28 protein-coding genes and 1 pseudogene are annotated in these 16919 nt (G+C 55.1%); 19 read left to right on the forward strand and 10 right to left on the reverse strand.

Features of this window, described 5'->3' with window-relative positions:
* Nucleotides 1-2: 2 nt before the first annotated feature.
* A complete protein-coding gene (gene ribF, locus N2M06_RS13335; protein WP_019936051.1) occupies nt 3-950 on the reverse strand; it encodes a bifunctional riboflavin kinase/FAD synthetase in 948 nt (315 codons plus the stop codon).
* A gap of 92 nt (nt 951-1042) precedes the next feature.
* Nucleotides 1043-2605: a murein biosynthesis integral membrane protein MurJ gene (gene murJ / locus N2M06_RS13340; RefSeq protein WP_317074272.1), complete on the reverse strand. Its 1563-nt coding sequence runs from the start codon at nt 2603-2605 to the stop codon at nt 1043-1045.
* A gap of 196 nt (nt 2606-2801) precedes the next feature.
* Here murJ and rpsT point away from each other — a divergent pair, with 196 nt between their 5' ends.
* A complete protein-coding gene (gene rpsT, locus N2M06_RS13345) occupies nt 2802-3062 on the forward strand; it encodes a 30S ribosomal protein S20 (RefSeq protein WP_014291441.1) in 261 nt (86 codons plus the stop codon).
* Nucleotides 3063-3126: 64 nt separating this feature from the next.
* Here the strand turns inward: rpsT and N2M06_RS13350 are convergent, their stop codons facing one another.
* The 3 genes from N2M06_RS13350 to N2M06_RS13360 form a co-directional block, all read right to left on the reverse strand.
* Nucleotides 3127-3420, reverse strand: a complete 294-nt coding sequence (locus N2M06_RS13350) for a metalloregulator ArsR/SmtB family transcription factor (RefSeq protein ID WP_346352183.1) — start codon at nt 3418-3420, stop codon at nt 3127-3129.
* A gap of 28 nt (nt 3421-3448) precedes the next feature.
* The gene (gene nhaR, locus N2M06_RS13355; protein ID WP_026344950.1) at nt 3449-4393 is read right to left on the reverse strand and encodes a transcriptional activator NhaR; all 945 of its coding nucleotides are present in this window, start codon (nt 4391-4393) and stop codon (nt 3449-3451) included.
* 92 nt (nt 4394-4485) lie between these two features.
* Nucleotides 4486-5517 carry a tyrosine-type recombinase/integrase gene (locus N2M06_RS13360; RefSeq protein ID WP_346351007.1) on the reverse strand — a complete coding sequence of 344 codons (1032 nt, stop codon included), beginning with the start codon at nt 5515-5517 and terminating at the stop codon, nt 4486-4488.
* Nucleotides 5518-5780: 263 nt separating this feature from the next.
* Between N2M06_RS13360 and N2M06_RS13365 the strand changes: the two genes are divergently transcribed.
* Nucleotides 5781-6254, forward strand: coding sequence for an ImmA/IrrE family metallo-endopeptidase (locus N2M06_RS13365; RefSeq protein WP_346351008.1), 474 nt, complete (start codon nt 5781-5783; stop codon nt 6252-6254).
* 56 nt (nt 6255-6310) lie between these two features.
* Nucleotides 6311-6880 (forward strand): hypothetical protein, encoded by a 570-nt coding sequence (locus N2M06_RS13370; RefSeq protein ID WP_346351009.1) that lies wholly within the window; start codon nt 6311-6313, stop codon nt 6878-6880.
* 744 nt (nt 6881-7624) lie between these two features.
* Here the strand turns inward: N2M06_RS13370 and N2M06_RS13375 are convergent.
* From N2M06_RS13375 to N2M06_RS13390, 4 genes and pseudogenes are all read right to left on the reverse strand, one after another.
* Nucleotides 7625-8077 carry a hypothetical protein gene (locus N2M06_RS13375; RefSeq protein ID WP_346351010.1) on the reverse strand — a complete coding sequence of 151 codons (453 nt, stop codon included), beginning with the start codon at nt 8075-8077 and terminating at the stop codon, nt 7625-7627.
* A 9-nt stretch (nt 8078-8086) separates the two neighbouring features.
* Nucleotides 8087-8299 (reverse strand): hypothetical protein, encoded by a 213-nt coding sequence (locus N2M06_RS13380; protein ID WP_346351011.1) that lies wholly within the window; start codon nt 8297-8299, stop codon nt 8087-8089.
* A gap of 60 nt (nt 8300-8359) precedes the next feature.
* Nucleotides 8360-8776, reverse strand: coding sequence for a S24 family peptidase (locus N2M06_RS13385; RefSeq protein ID WP_346352184.1), 417 nt, complete (start codon nt 8774-8776; stop codon nt 8360-8362).
* 84 nt (nt 8777-8860) lie between these two features.
* Nucleotides 8861-9070, reverse strand: a pseudogene (locus tag N2M06_RS13390) (helix-turn-helix transcriptional regulator); the annotation flags it as partial.
* 163 nt (nt 9071-9233) lie between these two features.
* Between N2M06_RS13390 and N2M06_RS13395 the strand changes: the two are divergent.
* The 16 genes from N2M06_RS13395 to N2M06_RS13470 all read left to right on the forward strand — a co-directional run bounded on the left by N2M06_RS13395 (nt 9234) and on the right by N2M06_RS13470 (nt 16463).
* Complete coding sequence (locus N2M06_RS13395) at nt 9234-9476, forward strand: hypothetical protein (protein ID WP_346351012.1); 243 nt, start codon at nt 9234-9236, stop codon at nt 9474-9476.
* 45 nt (nt 9477-9521) lie between these two features.
* The gene (locus N2M06_RS13400; protein ID WP_346351013.1) at nt 9522-10058 is read left to right on the forward strand and encodes a phage regulatory CII family protein; all 537 of its coding nucleotides are present in this window, start codon (nt 9522-9524) and stop codon (nt 10056-10058) included.
* Nucleotides 10059-10069: 11 nt separating this feature from the next.
* Nucleotides 10070-10306, forward strand: coding sequence for a hypothetical protein (locus tag N2M06_RS13405; protein WP_346351014.1), 237 nt, complete (start codon nt 10070-10072; stop codon nt 10304-10306).
* Complete coding sequence (locus N2M06_RS13410; RefSeq protein ID WP_346351015.1) at nt 10303-10722, forward strand: hypothetical protein; 420 nt, start codon at nt 10303-10305, stop codon at nt 10720-10722. The genes N2M06_RS13405 and N2M06_RS13410 overlap by 4 nt, the downstream gene beginning before the upstream one ends.
* A gap of 53 nt (nt 10723-10775) precedes the next feature.
* Nucleotides 10776-11015 (forward strand): hypothetical protein, encoded by a 240-nt coding sequence (locus N2M06_RS13415; protein ID WP_346351016.1) that lies wholly within the window; start codon nt 10776-10778, stop codon nt 11013-11015.
* Nucleotides 11012-11254, forward strand: coding sequence for a hypothetical protein (locus N2M06_RS13420; RefSeq protein ID WP_346351017.1), 243 nt, complete (start codon nt 11012-11014; stop codon nt 11252-11254). Before N2M06_RS13415 ends, N2M06_RS13420 begins: the two co-directional genes overlap by 4 nt.
* Nucleotides 11247-11510, forward strand: a complete 264-nt coding sequence (locus N2M06_RS13425; RefSeq protein ID WP_346351018.1) for a hypothetical protein — start codon at nt 11247-11249, stop codon at nt 11508-11510. Before N2M06_RS13420 ends, N2M06_RS13425 begins: the two co-directional genes overlap by 8 nt.
* Nucleotides 11507-11758 (forward strand): hypothetical protein, encoded by a 252-nt coding sequence (locus tag N2M06_RS13430; RefSeq protein WP_346351019.1) that lies wholly within the window; start codon nt 11507-11509, stop codon nt 11756-11758. Before N2M06_RS13425 ends, N2M06_RS13430 begins: the two co-directional genes overlap by 4 nt.
* Nucleotides 11758-13974 (forward strand): replication endonuclease, encoded by a 2217-nt coding sequence (locus tag N2M06_RS13435; protein ID WP_346351020.1) that lies wholly within the window; start codon nt 11758-11760, stop codon nt 13972-13974. The genes N2M06_RS13430 and N2M06_RS13435 overlap by 1 nt, the downstream gene beginning before the upstream one ends.
* Nucleotides 13971-14204 (forward strand): hypothetical protein, encoded by a 234-nt coding sequence (locus N2M06_RS13440; RefSeq protein ID WP_346351021.1) that lies wholly within the window; start codon nt 13971-13973, stop codon nt 14202-14204. The genes N2M06_RS13435 and N2M06_RS13440 overlap by 4 nt, the downstream gene beginning before the upstream one ends.
* Nucleotides 14205-14206: 2 nt before the next feature.
* Nucleotides 14207-14401, forward strand: a complete 195-nt coding sequence (locus N2M06_RS13445) for a hypothetical protein (RefSeq protein ID WP_346351022.1) — start codon at nt 14207-14209, stop codon at nt 14399-14401.
* Entirely contained in the window at nt 14398-14919 is a 522-nt protein-coding gene (locus tag N2M06_RS13450) for a hypothetical protein (RefSeq protein ID WP_346351023.1), read from the forward strand. The genes N2M06_RS13445 and N2M06_RS13450 overlap by 4 nt, the downstream gene beginning before the upstream one ends.
* Complete coding sequence (locus N2M06_RS13455; RefSeq protein ID WP_346351024.1) at nt 14919-15302, forward strand: DUF3850 domain-containing protein; 384 nt, start codon at nt 14919-14921, stop codon at nt 15300-15302. The genes N2M06_RS13450 and N2M06_RS13455 overlap by 1 nt, the downstream gene beginning before the upstream one ends.
* Nucleotides 15299-15682, forward strand: coding sequence for a hypothetical protein (locus tag N2M06_RS13460; RefSeq protein WP_346351025.1), 384 nt, complete (start codon nt 15299-15301; stop codon nt 15680-15682). Before N2M06_RS13455 ends, N2M06_RS13460 begins: the two co-directional genes overlap by 4 nt.
* Complete coding sequence (locus N2M06_RS13465) at nt 15679-16002, forward strand: hypothetical protein (RefSeq protein ID WP_346351026.1); 324 nt, start codon at nt 15679-15681, stop codon at nt 16000-16002. Before N2M06_RS13460 ends, N2M06_RS13465 begins: the two co-directional genes overlap by 4 nt.
* A 311-nt stretch (nt 16003-16313) precedes the next feature.
* On the forward strand, nt 16314-16463 hold the full coding sequence (locus N2M06_RS13470) for a hypothetical protein (RefSeq protein ID WP_346351027.1): 150 nt from the start codon (nt 16314-16316) through the stop codon (nt 16461-16463).
* Nucleotides 16464-16589: 126 nt separating this feature from the next.
* Here N2M06_RS13470 and N2M06_RS13475 read toward each other — a convergent pair whose 3' ends face one another.
* Nucleotides 16590-16844: an ogr/Delta-like zinc finger family protein gene (locus N2M06_RS13475; protein WP_346351028.1), complete on the reverse strand. Its 255-nt coding sequence runs from the start codon at nt 16842-16844 to the stop codon at nt 16590-16592.
* Nucleotides 16845-16919 lie beyond the last annotated feature (75 nt).

Consider the following 16919-nt stretch of genomic DNA (forward strand, 5'->3'; position numbering starts at 1 on the left):
TCCTACATTCCGTTCGGTTCTGATACCGTCAGGCCGAACCAGGCCCGGGCATTGACGGCATCGCGTTGAATCTGCTCCTTCAACAGCGCAAAGGAAGCGAATTTTTGTTCATTTCTCAGCTTGTGACACAAAGCCACGCTCACCTGTCTGCCATAGAGATCGCCCTCAAAATCAAACAGGTGCACTTCCAACAGGGCTTTGGTGCCGTTGACTGTGGGTTTATGGCCGATATTAGCCACACCGGCATATTCCCGGCCGTCCACACTCAGACGCACTGCATACACGCCCGACACCGGAATCACCCGGCGCTTGAGCGCTACATTAGCGGTAGGAAAACCGATAGTACGGCCCAGCTTGGCACCATGAGCCACCCGGCCACACAAACTAAAGGGCTGGCCCAGCATACGTTCAGCGTCCTGCAGCCGATCTTCTGCCAGCGCCTTGCGGATCAGGGTGCTGCTGACCCGTCGATTTTCCATGCGCCAGCTTTGTGTGCTGACCACATCAAAATCAAAGGCACGACCGGCCTGGGTGAGCAGGGTAAAGTCCCCGCCCCGGTTGCGGCCAAAACGAAAATCATCACCTACTACCAGGAAGCGTATGCCCAGTTTGTCAACCAGCAGACCACGAATAAAATCATCGGGACTCTGTGCCGCAAAGGCTGGCGTAAAGCGCACACACAGCAGGCGATCTATGCCCAGTTCGGCCAGCCGGGCATATTTTTCTCTCAGTCTGGTTAATCGGGGCGGAGCATTGCGTCCGGCAAACAACTCCTGCGGCTGCGGCTCAAACACCATCACGCAGGCAGGCACCTTCAAACGCCGCGCCTGCATCACCAGCCCACGCAACACGGCCTGGTGCCCCAGGTGAACGCCATCAAAGTTACCGATGGACAGCACGCATCCCCGATGCCAGGGTTTAATATTGTGAATGCCGCGAATTAGCTCCATAAGTCCTGCTGCTCGGCCCCTGCAAATCGGCGGATTATAACTCAGCCGGCGATCAGGATCAGCCCTTGTTAAGCGGAGCCTGCCCTCATTCCTCACAAGCTGATACTGCGAAAGTGCCGGGGGCGTACTCCAAACAGCAGCAGCAGCACACCGTAACACAGTGCGCCCGCCGCAATATAGCCCAGCAAGTACAGCCCACTGTGCCACAGACTCCAGTCAGCCCATACTGCCAGCGACGGAGACAGATATATCAGCAGTCCCGCCATACCAGCGCTGGCCACAATCACTCGAAGTAAAAACATCAGCGTGGTTTTACCCGGGCTGTATACACCACGCTGATGCAGCCCCCAGCCCAGCAAGCCGGCATTCAGCACGCCCGACATGGCAGTAGCCAGCGCCAGCCCCACATAGCCCAGGGGAAAAATCAGTACGGCGTTAAATACCATATTGGCCACCATGGCAATAATGCCGAAGCGCACCGGAGTTTTGGTATCCTGGCGGGCATAGTAGCCTGGTGCCAGTACCTTGATCAGCATAAAGGCCTGCAACCCAAGGCCATAAGCCACCAGGCTCTTGCCCGCTGCCGCCACTTCTGCCATGCCAAACTCACCGCGCATGAACAGCACCCTGAGCATGGGCTCACTCAGTACAATCAGCCCCACCATGGCAGGAAAGCCCATCAGCAGTATCATGCGCACACCCCAGTCCATGGTGGCGGCAAAACTGTCTCTGGCCTCATCCACATGGCGGCTGGACAGGGCCGGCAGAATCACGGTGGCAATGGCAATACCGAACAGCCCCAGAGGAAACTCCAACAGCCGGTCTGAATAATACAGGTAACTGATGGAGCCGGTCGCCAGAAACGAGGCCAGCATGGTGTCGAACAGCAGGTTCACCTGACTCACCGACACACCGAACAGTGCCGGTATCATCAGGGTTCGAATCTTCACCACGCCGGGGTGATGCCATGCCCAGCGCGGACGCACCAGCAATTTAAGCCTGGCCAGAAACGGAAACTGAAACAAAAACTGCACCAGACCGCCGGCAAACACCCCCACCGCCAGGCCGATTTCCGGCTGTGCCAGCCTTGGCGACAGCCACAACGCCGCAGCGATAATGCAGACATTCAGAAACACAGGGGTAAAGGACGACACTGCAAACCTGCCGAAGGTGTTGAGAATAGCTCCGGCCATGGCAGTAAAACTGATAAACCACAGGTAGGGAAAGGTGATCTTGAGCAGCAGGGACGCCAGCTCAAACTTATGCGCCTCAGGGCCATCGTTCAGCCATTCCACAAACCAGCCGGCCCCAAACAGGGCAGTCACCACCCCTGAGCCCAACATGCCCGCCAGGGTCACCAGAGTGACAATCAGCCCCAGGGTACCCGATACCGCCGCCAGCAGATCCTGAGTGTCTTTAAAGCTTCTGGTCTGCTTGTACTCGGTCATGACCGGCACAAAAGCCTGATTAAAAGCCCCCTCGGCAAACAACCGGCGCAAAAAATTAGGAATACGGTTGGCAAAAAAGAACACATCGGCAGAAGCACCCGCTCCCATCAGGTTAGCAATCACCACATCCCGGGCCAGCCCCAGCACGCGAGAAACCAACGTCATGGCAGAAACAATCATGCCTGACCGCAACAGCGCCTTGCTCAAAATGAAAACCTCGCGGTAAGAAATTGCTGAACGCAGGTGAATACTGCTAGAATTCGGCGGATAGTTTAACCCCCTGCCCTGTGCCACACCACAGGGCGGTGTTTATTTGCACAAATCAATTGACAAACTGCGGTGAAAAAGGCATATTCCTCGGCCTTTTATGAGCACTCGCTAAGACAGATTCAGGAGTTTTACCTTGGCTAACATCAAGTCTGCTAAGAAACGCGCTATTCAGGCTGAGAAGCGTCGCAAGCACAACGCCAGCCGTCGTTCCATGGTTCGCACCTACGTGAAAAAAGTTATTGCCGCCATTGCTACCGGTGACAAGGCCAACGCCCAGAAAGCGTTTGACGCAGCTCAGCCTCTGCTGGACCGCATGGCCACCAAAGGTCTGATCCATAAGAACAAGGCTGCTCGTCACAAGAGCCGTCTGAATGCCCAGATCAAAGCGCTGTAAGCGTTTTATTCTGGCATCGAAAAAACCGGCTTTATGCCGGTTTTTTATTGCCTGTTAATCAGGCCTACCGGCAATAGAGCCGGTGCAGCAGGGCAATCATTTCCCGCACTTCCTCGCTTTTCAGCGAGTAATACACGGTTTGCGCTTCCTTACGGGTGCTCACCAGATCGTCATTACGCAAAATAGCCAGATGCTGAGACAGCGCCGACTGGCTTAACCCCAGAAACTGGTTCATCTCTCCTACCGACAGCTCCTTGTCGAGTAAGTGACACAAAATGAACAGCCTGCGCTCGTTGGCCAGCGCCTTAAGCAGCTTGACCGCCTGAGTCGCGTTGGCTTCCATGTCCTTGATATTCATTTCTTGGGTCGCATTCACGTTTGAGCTCTCAACTGAATTCATCATCAAAAGTAGCGGGCGGCGTTACCGCCGAAAAATCGTCCTTGCCGGAGAACAGCGAACTAAAGTCGCTCTCGCACAACCGCTTCACCGCCGGGTGCTGAATCATGCGCTCGGCAAAAATCACATAATATTCTTCTTTCAGCTCGGTGGCCCGGCCAATCTCGATCACCGGCTGATACTGCAAAATGGCATCCCGGTAAATGGCTGGGGCCACAAAGATGCCCTGATTAAAAAAGCCAAAGGCTTTCATCAGGGCGGCGTCATCAAATTCGCCCAGGATCTGTGGCTTAAGCCCCTGTACTTCCAGCCAGTGGCGCAGCTGACGGCCCATGGCGGTGCGCCGGCCCGGAATAAGCAGCTTGCGCTCTTCCAGGCAAGCCGGAAAGGGTTTCACCGGCAGCGGCTCCCGGCAATAAAAGCCGATATCACACTCTCCCAGCTTTTTCGACAGCAGGCCCGCATGCTGAGCCGAATCAACCGGACAGTCGGACAGTATCATGTCGAGCTTATGCTCACTCAGCTGCTCCAGCAGCATTTCGTGAGTGGACTCATAACAACGCAGGTGAATGGAGCCGTCATTGGGGATCACCGACAGCAGCACCCGGCTGGCCAGTCGCTTGGACAGGGCATCAGCAATACCCACCTCAAACACCAGGTGATCTTCTTTGCGGTAATTCACAATATCCAGCATTTCATAAGACAGGCTGAACATGCGATCTGCATACTGAAACACCAGTTGTCCCAACTCGCTGGCTTCCAGTTGCCGGCCTTTTCGCTTGAACAGCTTGCCTCCCAGCCGTTCTTCCAGCTGACGGATCTGTCCGGTTACGGTTTGAGGCGTCAGAAACAGGGCTTCCGCGGCCTTGGTCACCGAGCCTTTTTTCTGTGTCATCCAGAAATAGTAAAGATGGTTGTAATTTAAGTGTGACAACTCGCGGCCTCTCCAGGTTTTATGCGGGTTTCAGTGACATGCCGTGTCATAGAGTGTCACGATAACCAAAATTTGTCGCCTTTTTGTCGCCACTATCGCCGCTGTAACGGATTGAGTTCAACAGCACTGTCAAAGTGGTCTGGCGAGAAGTGCGCATACTTCATGGTATCTTTAATATTGGCGTGGCCCAAGATGCGCTGCAGCACCAAAATATTGCCGCCGTTCATCATGAAATGGCTGGCAAACGTGTGCCGTAACACATGTGTTCCCTGCCCTTCAGGCAATTCTATCTTGGCCAACTCAATCAAATTCCAGAACTCATGGTAACACGGCGTAAAAATGGGGCCAGTACGTTTTGGCAGCCTCTCATACAAAGCGGGAGAGATGGGTACAGTGCGGTTCTTGCGGCCCTTGGTGCGCTGATACGTCACTTTATACGGAATAACCTGAGAGCGAGTCAGCCCCTCGGCTTCTCGCCAACGCGCACCAGTAGCCAGGCACAGCTCAACAATCAATTGCAGATCAGGATTACCGTATTCAACGGTGGCCTGCAGCAAGCGATCAATTTCGTCGCTTTCCAAAAACCGGACTTCGGATTCATGCAGCGGCAGCACCCTTATCCCATTAAGCGGGTTTCCACCATTCCACTCACCCAGGCGGGTTAGCTCATTGAAGACGGCTTTAAGAAACGCCTGCTCCTGGTTAATGGTGCTTGGCTTAACTGCCAGCTTGTTGGTGTTGTAGCCGTTGTGGATCAGCCCCGCAATACGGCGCTGGCGGTAATGAGCCCAGTCTTTAGCGGTGATGTCGGCCGCCACAGGATCCCCCATGCCAGCCACAATAATCTTAAGCTTGGCAAAGCGGGCCTGGCTCTTGGCCAGGTTGCGGCCATGCAGCTGCTGCCACAAATCAACCAGCTCAGACAGTCGCCGCCGGTCCAGCTTGCTGCCTTCCCAGGGCTTGCTCTCGGTTTCGCTCAGTACCCAACGCTCAAAGTTGAGCGCCTCGCCCTTGGTGGCAAACTGCTTGCGTACCCTGGGCACCTTGGGCCGGGCCTTGCTGGGCCGCCCCTCGGGATATACCTCCACCAGCCACTTGCCTGAGCTTTGCTTTCTTACTGACATCACGCACTCACAAATCACGAAAACTGTGCATTTATACAGTCATAGCGCGTCATGAGCTACATTTAAAGCGAGAGCGCGCAAACATACACAGCGTGACATAGAGTGACAACCAACACGGTTTGTGTAGAATGTAGACCCCGTTTGCATCGGTGCAAACCACTACATAAGTGATACTATGCAGTGAATGACGCAATGGACGCGTCATTCAGTTGTAACCACAATGAGGCAGCGTATACCTGCCGGGTTCAGAAAAGGAGGGTGTGATGGAAGAAGCTCTTGCCAAGCGCATACTTGACGCCCACTGGGACAAGTTGCTGCCGGTTCGCCCAGCCGACATTGCCCGCGCTCTGGGCATGCAAATTGATGTGCTGGATGGCCCCGAACTGAGCGGAGAAGCAGAAATCCGTGATGGCCATCAGGTGATCAAGTTCAATCGTAACGAAAGCACCAATCGCCAGCGCTTTACCATGGCGCACGAAATTGGCCACCACGTACTGGGGCACGTCACCCCCTTCAACCCCAAACACCGAGATAACGCCGGTTCATTTTCCAGTGGCAATCACGACTGGCAGGAAGTACAGGCAAATCGCTTTGCCGCAGCCCTGCTCATGCCAAAACTGGCTATAGAAACGCTGGTATACCGTGAAGGCATCACTAATATATCGCGCCTTGCAGAGATCATGCGCGTGTCTGAAGCGGCCATGTACTACCGGCTGAAAAACCTGAACATGCTCTAAGCTTGCAACCACCAGCAAGCCCACATAAATTACCCTCTGGCAACAGAGGGTTTTTTATGTCGAACGGAAATAAACCAGTCAAATTTGATGATTTGGCAGATGATGATCTGCCCAGTGAAAAACTGAATGACGCACAACAAGTGCTCAGCTGGAAAAGCTTTGATGCAAAGTCCATGGCATGGCTGCGCATTATTTCAATGGGCGTAGCCATTGTGCTGGCAATTTTATTTTTATTAGCCGGCCTGTGGTATACCCATATCACCATCAATAGCGTGATCAATCATACCCCCCAGGAAAAGCCAGCGATAGTTATCGCCAAACCAGCAGAAGAACAAAAAACTGAACCCTCAGCTCAGGTCAAGAGCAGCACGGCAGCAAGCAGCGAGACCGCGAAAGCAAACGCCCCAGAAAAAGAGAACTGGGATAAAACACTCATATCCTCCGGTTCAATCATCACGCTCATTGCCTTTGTGATGGGTGTGGGCCTTACGCTGATCCTGGCTGTGGTAAAGCTGTCAATTGCAGCCAATAAACCAAATGAACCGGCATCAGAATATGTAGGAATGGCAGGCCCTTTCAGTGAGCTGATCACACAGTTTGCAAACTGGCTAAAAAGAAAAGGTTAGCAAAGTAAAAAGGCGGATAAGACCGCCTTTTCTTTTACTATATTAGTATCGACACATGCTTAGAACTTAGTTTGGCCATTTCTTTCAGAGATGAAGATGAAAAACCTGCTGCATGTATTTTAATATGCGAATCCTGCTGAATTACAATCCGAATGATTTCCATGACAGAAGATGCAGAGTATTGAGCGTTACCAGTAATTTCCAAATCAACACCAAGTCTTGCTAGTTCTTTAACGCTTGATGAGCTTATAGTCATTTGTTAACCCCATGTAAATTTTATAATGGTACGTACATGTTAATTTCATCGTTCTACTTGCGGTGATGTAAGCCGCCAGGTTTGGTCTGCTGGGACAGCCAGCCTTTTTACCACTTCGGTTGCGGCCTGGTATCTCCGCATACAGTGCAGGTTTCTTCCACATCATCCAAGTCGCGGCCGTACACCCTGCGCGACTCACGCCAGTCGTGAACACCAAAGAACTTACACTTAATCCATTTGATCATTATGTTTATCCTTCGAGGTAGAACTCGACCAGCTATGAATAAAAGTCGTTATTTAAACCACGAACGTCATGATCACACCAAAGACCAGGGCAAGGGCAATAATGCCCAGGCAACCTTTTGCTGTGCTTGTGGTGGGGTTTCTCACGCCGCAGTGGGGGCACTTGCTAGCAGAGGTGGAGACTTCCTTTTTGCATTCTTTGCAGGGTTTCAATGCCATGATGTTCGTGCTCTTTGGTTTTGTTATTAAATAATGCAGTCTTCTCTGAACTTGGCCATGGTGGCTTTCATCGCGTCCAGGTGGATTTTTGCCGTGCTACGATATTGCTCAAATGCCTTTGAACCTTCTTCATGTCGCTGCATCTGGTGGAAGCTGTAAGCCATTTGCTCCGTTCTAAAACCAAAGTCGCTCACAAAGTTCGCGTAATTGGGCAGCTTCATGGCATCGGCCGGGGTCAGCGGAAAGCGCTTGGCAAACGCATCAAGTGCCGGGCTCAAGCGCTGCTTTTTCCATTCGGTATAGCTGTCATAACTTCCAGTGGCCATCTCTTCCGCCAATCTATCGAAGCCCAGCTCTTCAGTTGCATCCTGCGCCCTCTGAGCGGCCTGGCAGTCTTCAGTGTTTCTAATTTCCAGGGCGAACGCTGGGGCAGTCAGAGCTAATGCAAGGCCAAAAGCGGTAAATGTTCTTTTTATCATCGTGCTTCCTTATCGCTTGGCAGCACGGCCGCCGCTTTGAATGCAGGCTTCCATGCTGTTGTAAGGGGTGTAATTTTTGGTTTTATGGTAATACCGGCCGTTCTTAGGATGGCAGATATTGGTTTTGCTTTTCTTTACCGGTGGGTCTGCTGCTACAGCAGGCTGTGCAGACAGTGCGGTGAATAGCAGCAATACAGAAAATACCACTCCCTGTTTCATCACTCGGCTCTCCGTGCTTTGGCAGCTTTTAGCTGCTTCATGTTTTTGTTAGGAATTAGTCGTTTAAATTTTTTTTTCGGTCCACCTGGCCAGAATGCGAATGTCTTCAGGCTTGGTTTGCTGAGTCAGGTGGATGGTGTCGTAGGCCTTGTTGTCGCTCTTGATATAGAGGCCGCCCATCAGGTCGGACTGCAGGCGTTTTACCAGCAGGTTGCCGTTCAGGCGCAGTACATACACGCCATCGGTCAGATGCTCGACGGCATCGTCGGGCAGCATTTCCACCAGCACGGTATCGCCGTGATCCAGGGTGGGGTGCATGGAGTCGCCGTGCACCTTGAGTGCGGCCAGCTTTTTGCCTTCCAGGTCGTGGGCGCGCAGCCAGTCTTTGGCAAAGGGGGCGCGGGCCTCCAGGTGGTCCCACTCATTGTGGGCACCGTTGCCGGCCGAGGCGAACACATCAAAGCTGTCTACCCACACCACATCACTCTCCATTAGGTTAGGAGAGACTTGTTCAGCCGCTTGATGAGAACTTTTGGGACCAACACCAAAAGCAAGCCATATGCGGCTAACTTCCGCTGCATCAGCCATCGCGTAAATCCTGTCAAGAGTCGGTACGGCCTCGCCGTAGACATACTTTTTGATTGCAGTATCAGACACACCTGTGAGCCTACCGAACTCTCGGTAAGACTTGGGCTCGATCGACTCAGAGAGCCTTTTGCAAAAGGCGTCGATATCAAACTCAGGGCTAGCTAAATCCCGCTTCAAACGCGACATGACTCACACTCACCGTCTCATATATTACCAATGGTAACTTTTGGGTTGACTATGGCGGGACATGTCATCTAATATTGCGAAATAAGAACATATGAGACCACCAAGCCTAAAAGTTCTTATTTTATAGACATAGAACGACATATGACGCCATAAGGTGACAATCATGACACAACTAAACGTAACTTTCGACACGCCCGTGTGCACCGTAAAGGTTTTTGCTACGAAAGTTGGCATTTCTGAACGCACCATCGAACGTATGGTTGATGAAGGCCGCATTCCCATCCTACCCAAAAAGATCAAAGGCGAGCGCACCCTTATTAACTTAATCGCGCTCAGCCAATCGGCGCTGGACCTCTACCAGCCCCCCAAACCCCGTGGCCCCCGTGGCCGGAGCCAAGCGGCATAACCGCCTTCTTCATCTTTATTAAACCACGCCATGGATGCATCAAAAATGTTGAAGACTCATACGGATAAACATTGTGGCGGCTACACCCACTGGAATTCAGCGGTGGCCCGCTTCAAAGACGCTCACAACCAGAGCGATGTGGCCCGCGCCATCGGTACCAAGCCGCAGCTGTGGATTAACAAACTCTCTACCGGGCAGACCGGCGAGCCCACCGTTAAAAACGTGATTGCCGCCGCCCGTGCAACCGGAGATCACACCCTGGTGCACGGTCTGCTGCTGGAGCTGGACATGGCCGGCATTGCCCTGCCCAAGAGCAACCACAAGGCAGACGAACAGGCGCTTACCAGCCAGGCGCTGGAGATCACCGCCACCGCCGGCGAACTGGCCCGGGATGCCATCAGCGCCCAGCAGGCCGGCCGTGTATGCCAGCAGCGCCGTGACAACGCCGTGAGCAAGGCCACCGCCATGATGGGCACCCTCGCCCTGTTTGTTCACACCATGGAGAGCCGCTTTCACGCTATTCCCGGTATGACCGTTGCTTTCGACACCCTCACCACCACCGCCATGCCCGGCATGTCTTAAGGAGCCACGCCATGAACCTGATTAACACCGCTCGCCTGCTGCGGGTGCAAGCCCCCGTTTCTATGCCGGCCCTGCGCCCTGAGGTGGTTACCCATCGCAGCCGCCCCGGCTTTATTGAATGCCAGGACGGCAGCTGGATTGTGCTGCCGCTGCAGCACAGAAAACAACGCATTAACCGCCGTCGCCGCCTGTGGGACTGGATAAAACAGGTGCTGGGCAACGAAGCCACCACCGGAGGTGCCGCATGACCGCATACCGCCACATTACCCAGTCAGCCGGCGAGCTGGCCATTAACCAGGTACGCAGCCTGCTAAGCCACAACCGCATTGCCGGTTGGTGGAGCCGCCAGCCCAAAGCCGTGCGGGAAGGGCTGTGCCGCGCCGCCGCACTCAAGCCGGCGGTGTATTGGAATAAAACCCTGGAAGACATGACCGACGACGAGCGCGAAGCCATCCGCCGTGCTGTGGTGGAGCTGAAAGCAGCCCTTGCCGGCTTTACCGCCACAGACCGGAGCGAATGGCTGCATGTGGCCGACTACTCAGGCCAGCGCCACGACGAGCCGGCCATGGCCATGGAGCAACAGCTGGAGCGGAAGAAATACCTGGAACAGCAGGCGCTGATGATTCAGCGCAAGGCAGAAATGATAAAGGCCGCTCAGCAGTAACTGAAGCGGCCTTCAAGGTGTGTATCCACGCCAATGAATAACACGGAGTAACTATGACACAAATTAACGCTATTAGCCAGGTAGCCAACGGATACCTGCATGAATTCAACCGCTTGGCCCGTAATGGCCAGGCCGCCGGCATGGAGCTGCAAACCGAGTGCGCCCTGGAGGCCCTGGCCGAAGTAGCGCACCGCTGCGGATATAACGCCCTGTATGAGCAAATTGCAGAGCGTAAAAACGCCCTCTGGCTGCATGCCCCCATGGCCACTATCACCGCAGGAGGTGCCGCATGACCCGCATCGAGATGGAATACCTGATTGAGCAGCTGCGCAACGCCGACAGCATGCGCTGCTTCTGGGAGAGGGATATGAAGTGGTGGCTGCGCCGGGCGAGGGAGCGCCGCGCCGCCGGCGAGCGCGAGCAGGCAAAGTGGTGGCTGGCCCGGGCGAGGGAGCGCCGCGCGTCTGCCCGGCAGGAAGCCGAGCTAGTGGCGGAAGTGACAGCGAAAATGCTGGAGGCCTGTCATGACTAACCGCGAACTGTTCCGCCGCTTTTACCGCGCAGCTCGCCTGGATGAGCAAACCGGCATCGTAGATACGGTATTGCACCACGGCATTATCGAGGACGCCGTAAACAACGGCTTTAGTCCCAACGCCGTTCTTAGTGTTCGCGCTGCCGTCCTTGTTGCCCGCATTAACGCCATGCTGCCGGTGCGCGAACCCAGCAGGCAGAGTGTGGCCATTCAAACCATGGTGTTCACTTTTGGCCGTGTACGGAGGAACCCGTGAGCGACATTCTCAACCCCCGCGCCCATCTGCGCCGGCACTGGTGGCAGGCCAAGGCCGACTTTTGGCGGCACTGGCAAGCCTGCTTTGAGCAAGGTGCCTGCCGGCAGCGTCTGCTGCTGGATCTGGGCACCATTCGTTCTCTTTATTGGCAGGCACTGGGCCAGGGCATTTTGCCGGTGGCCCGTGCCATCAGCGCCTGGTGGCGCAAAACCGCTCCCGTTCATCAGTTAGGCTCACAGGTACTTTAATGACTCAACATATTGCAGCGGCCGACGTGGCCGCCTTTTTTGCGCCCGCCAAAGAAGAAAGCGGCCCCCGCGTGGCCGGCACCAAAGTCAGCACCGAGCTGTTTCAGGCTCGCCACGAAAAAGACAACCTGAACTGGGCCACCCAGCTGCTGGATGGCATAGAGCAGCACGCCGCCGGTAGCCTGTTCAAGGAATACCAATACCGCCTTAAAAAATACAAACCCCGCAGTGCCAATATCTGGCTGCGCAAAATGGTGGAAAAAATACAGGAGCACGCCGCCCGCTTTCCCCTGCCCCTGCGCATGATCGCCAACGAGGCCAGCCGGGCCAACATTGCCCGCGAGTGGGCCAATGCCGTGGTGAACATCATTCTCACCATGACCGATCAGCACACCAAAAAAGTGAACGCAGACGAGCTGCTGAACGCCGCCATGGAGCCAGCCCGCAAGTGGGGCATTTCTCCGCTGCTGCCCACCTTTAAAAACGTCTGCCCCATAGAGGGCTTCAGTGATCGTGATTTGGATGTGGCCGCCGCTGCTCTCGCCCGCCTGCAGGATGAAGACTGGTGGGAGCGGCAAATCACCAAAGCCTGGAACCGCTACACCGAGCATGTGGCGATCATAGTCGGCAAGGTGCGCCGGGGCGTCAGCCCCTACGTATCGTACAAAGCAAAACAAGAGCACGTCGCCCGCCGCCGTGCCGGTGCGCTGTGGGTGCAGGGCATGTATGCGGTTAACGAAGAGCTGAATCTGGAAATTCCGCTGGCTGAGGCCGTAAAGAGCAGCATGGCAAACCCCGAGCTGCGCCGGCTGGAACTGATGATGCGCATGCGCGGCTTTGAAGAAGTGGCCGAAGAACACGGCCTGGCTGGGGAGTTCTACACCGTCACCGCGCCGTCCCGCTATCACGCCTGGACCGTAACCAAGCAAAAGAAAACCGTAGAAAACCCCCGTTACGACGGCAGTCACCCCCGGGATGCACAGGCTCACCTGTGCCGGCAGTGGGCCAAGGCCCGCGCCAAACTGGCCCGCATGGGTGTGCGCTTTTTTGGCTTTCGCGTAGTAGAGCCGCACCACGACGGCACCCCCCACTGGCACATGCTGCTGTTTGTGCGCCCCGAGCAGCGCCGCCTGCTGCGCTGGGTGTTGCGAAAATACGCCTGCGAGCACGACAAAGACGAGCTGGCCCGCAGCTATAAACCCCGCTTTGACTGGGTAGCCATTGACCCGACCAAAGGCAGTGCCACCGGCTACATCGCCAAATACATCGCCAAGAACATTGACGGCTTCAGCGTTGGCATAGACGAAGAAACCGGCACCGCTGCAGAAGAAACCGCCACCAACGTGGCCGCCTGGGCCAGCCGCTGGAACGTGCGGCAGTTTCAGCAAATTGGCGGCCCCAGCGTGACCGTGTGGCGCGAGCTGCGCCGCCTGCGCGAAGCCACTCAAAACCCCATTCTGGAACCGGCCCGCCGCGCAGCCGACAACGGCAAGTGGGCAGACTTTGTGAACACCATGGGCGGCATCGATGTGCAGCGCAAAGACCACGCCATTCAGCTGCGCCACCTGATCAAGGCCGGTGCCAGCAAATACGGCGAAGACGTTACCCGCCTGCACGGCCTGAGCACGACTGACATCACCCTCAGCGTAAACGGTGTTACCACAGGGGTAATGGTTGGGGTGTCCGACGTTCAAACACGGCACCAGGGCTGGGAGTTGTCACGGACGGGTCTTGGCAGTTCAAGCGGCGGCAGCCGCGCCCCTTGGAGTTCTGACAATAACTGTACGGGGGATCAGATTTTGGCAGAAAAGGATCCCCTCAAGCGTGAGCTGGCCCTGCTCGGCCTGGATGAAACAGACCTGGCACGGCTGCAAACCGGTGCCGTTATCACCATGGACGGTTTATTCATCAGCATTCGCAACGGCTGTTTGAATACCAGCCGCCAGCGCCCGGGCATGAACCCGCCCGGACGGCAGGAACGTGCCGCCGGCTACCGCGCCGAGGCCATGAAGCTGCTGCGCTCAGGCCAGGATCTTGAACCCTGGCTGGCCAAAATCCCCGAGCAATATCAGCAGCTGGCCCTTGATCAGGCTGCAGCCCTGATAGAGCAGATGGAAGATGAAGCCAGCTGGCTGGAGTCTGCCGCCCCCAAATTCCACGAAGACGACTTTACCAACTGGATGAACGACCTTTGCCACGGGAGTGATCAGCCATGATGCAATACCGCATTACCAAGCATGCCGTGCAGCGCTATCGCCAGCGCCGCTGCCGGCACCCGCTCTACATTACCGCCGACATCTGCCGTGCCCGGCCTGCCACCAAAGGCCGCATGCGCAAAGCAGGAAAATGGCCCCGCCGTGGCCAGCGTCTGCTGCTCACTCAGGACGGCTTTGCCTTCGTGGCCGCCGGTGCCGTGATCGTCACCTGTTTTCAGTTGGGAGGTTGACCATGGCCAACACCACCCCCGAACAAGAGGCCGCCTGGGCGCAGCAAAAAGCCGAATGCCTGGAGCGCACTAACCAATGCCGCCAGTGGCTGAACACTCGCAACCGCCCAGCCATAAACAACTGGCTGAACAGCCTGGAACCGGCAGAACGCGAACGCTGCAAGACCGTATTAAACCGAATGATGGAGAAAGAATGATGAGCATCAAATACTACAAAACCAAAGAGCCAGCCGTTATCGCCGCCTATCAACAGATGATGGCTGATACCCAGGATTTGCTGGAACGCGCTACCGTCTTTTGCGCCGAGTTCGACGCCGAGCCAGTGATCGGGCAGGACGTTAACGGGTACCGATTCTATGGCCTTCGATTTAACAACTACGGAAAACGGGAAGACAAGCACCTGTGGACCAAGCCGAACCCGAGAGAAGGGCTTTTGAGTAGCGTGAGAAGTCGGGCTCCGGGGTATGCCGCAGAACTTAGGGCACTGAAAGCAAAGGTAGAACAACACTGGCCGCAGCCCAGCACCGTGTCGAAAGACGGGCTCTATAAATCACTGGGCACAAACTGGGGCAGCATGCTGGTGTGTGGTGGCATTGGTATCACCGAGCACAACGAAACCCTGTATCTGGCCACCCAGGCCAAAATCCATAACTGCATCGAGATCACCGGTACCGAGTACGAACAAGCCCAGCGTGATGCCAAGGAGCCAAACTAATGCGAATCCACGACCTGAAAATTCAACGGCAGCACTTTATTGATGTAGAAAGCGGCCAGAAAAAAGCCGAGATCCGCAAGCATGACCGAGACTTCAACGTCGGTGACTTTCTGCAGCTCAATGAAATTGATGAGCATGGCACAGCAACCGGTGAAGGGCTCAGAGTGCGGGTGACCCACATTCTGCCCGGCGGTGAATACGGCCTGGATGCCGATTACAGCATTCTGAGTATTGAGCGCATTGCCCGCACCAGGGTGATGGATATCCAGCCGGAACCTGTGCTCAACCCATTAACAATAATGCCAAGCCAGAGCGAAGCGGATGAAATTAGCCGTCTGCTAGAAAGGTGCCGGGCCAAGCTCCACACAGGAGGTTACCAGTGAGCAAATACAACGGATTCGCCGTAGATGAAATGCTGACCTTTATCGAAAGACGGGGTTACTGCATCACCATTGAAACCCTGCGTGAATTTGAGGAAGAGGAAAGCTGGAGAATAACCATGTGGCTTAAGGACGAGCGGCAGGTATTCAAAGCCGGGACTCTGTTCGGTGCCACAATGAACGCTTTTAAGCAGTTCTCGGATCAAGCCACTAAAGAGCGCAAGGAAGCCCAGGCGGCCCTTAATAAGATCATGCGGCTGACCAGAAAACCAAACCACCCCGACCACGAACTGTGCTCCGTCTGTTGTGGCTACGGCTGCACCGAGGCTGGCGAAATTTGCGAAAGCTGTGAAGGTAGCGGCAGAGACGAGGTGGCGCAATGACCCCCACCGACCGCAAACGCAAAAGCCGTGCCGCCGCCAGGGCGGCCGGTATCAACAAGGTTGAAGTGATGCTGGGCGAGAAGGAGCAGGAACGGCTGCAGCAGCTGTGTGAAATCCGGGGCGGCGTGCGCGGCCCCTACACCCAGGACGAGTTCATCAGCCTGCTGATCCACCGCAACTGGCAACAGCTGCAAAAGCAGCTGGCCAGGCTCGGCCGCTGCGACCACTGCAACAGCGAACTGCCCGGCGGCTGCGACGGTTTGCTTAAGGGTGACGCCCGATGCTGGCACACCGAAAAAGCCAAAAAGCTGGAGCTGTGACATGTCACAAAAGGTAAAGTACTTTCTGCTCATGGCCCTGCTTTGCTCCGCCTGTTACTTAATCCCCCATATGTTGGGAGTAGTATTTCCCTGGTGGAGTGGATTGCTGATATTCTGGGGAGGCATGGTGTATCACTGGGCGATGAAGAAGCTGTGACATGTCACACCATCGAAAAGAGACATAACTCCGCACCCCATTTTACCAGCAAAAATAAATATGCAACCCCAGCAAAAACAGCTACTTACAGGGGTTGCATATCTGGAGAAGTTGATAGAGTGGTTACGTAAACCAACAAGAAAGGAACGTAACCATGAACACCATTAATGAAGATAAACAGAAGCTGATTGATCGGGCAGATTTGTTGCTGGGCATCATTTTGATGCTGCCGCTGCCCAACCGAGACATGGAGCACCTGTTAGAGCAGGCCAAGGAGCTTTATCACAAAGCACTGCTTTACTAACCAAAAAAAGGCCACCTTCCGGTGGCCTTAAAGAATATCACTTTGGGTATTGAGCTCGGAATGAAGATGCTCAAACAAAGCCTAGCCCACTTGTGCCAAAGCGCAACCCGCCATAAAAAAGGGCGCTTATCGCGCCCTTGCCATATCCCCGAATAAATCCCGCTGCGTCTCCGGCGGCAACGCCCTCGACAAATGAAAGCTAATCTGTGCCGTGGTTTTGGCACTGGGGCTCAGCGTGTGCTTATAACCCAGCGTTTCCACCCAGGTATGGCCACAAGTGGCTTCACGGCACTGGCAGTAAAGCTCAGCATAATCCGGTGACATTCGGTTGGTGTTTGTAATTCTGCCCTTTTCCCCGCACTCTCTGCAGTAAACACGCATGTGTAATTACCCCCGAATTAAACATGTACCTATCATACCGCATCTGGTATCACACGGCACCAGACCACTGGCTGT

The organism is Oceanimonas sp. AH20CE76, assembly GCF_039654065.1.
Lineage (GTDB): Bacteria > Pseudomonadota > Gammaproteobacteria > Enterobacterales > Aeromonadaceae > Oceanimonas > Oceanimonas smirnovii.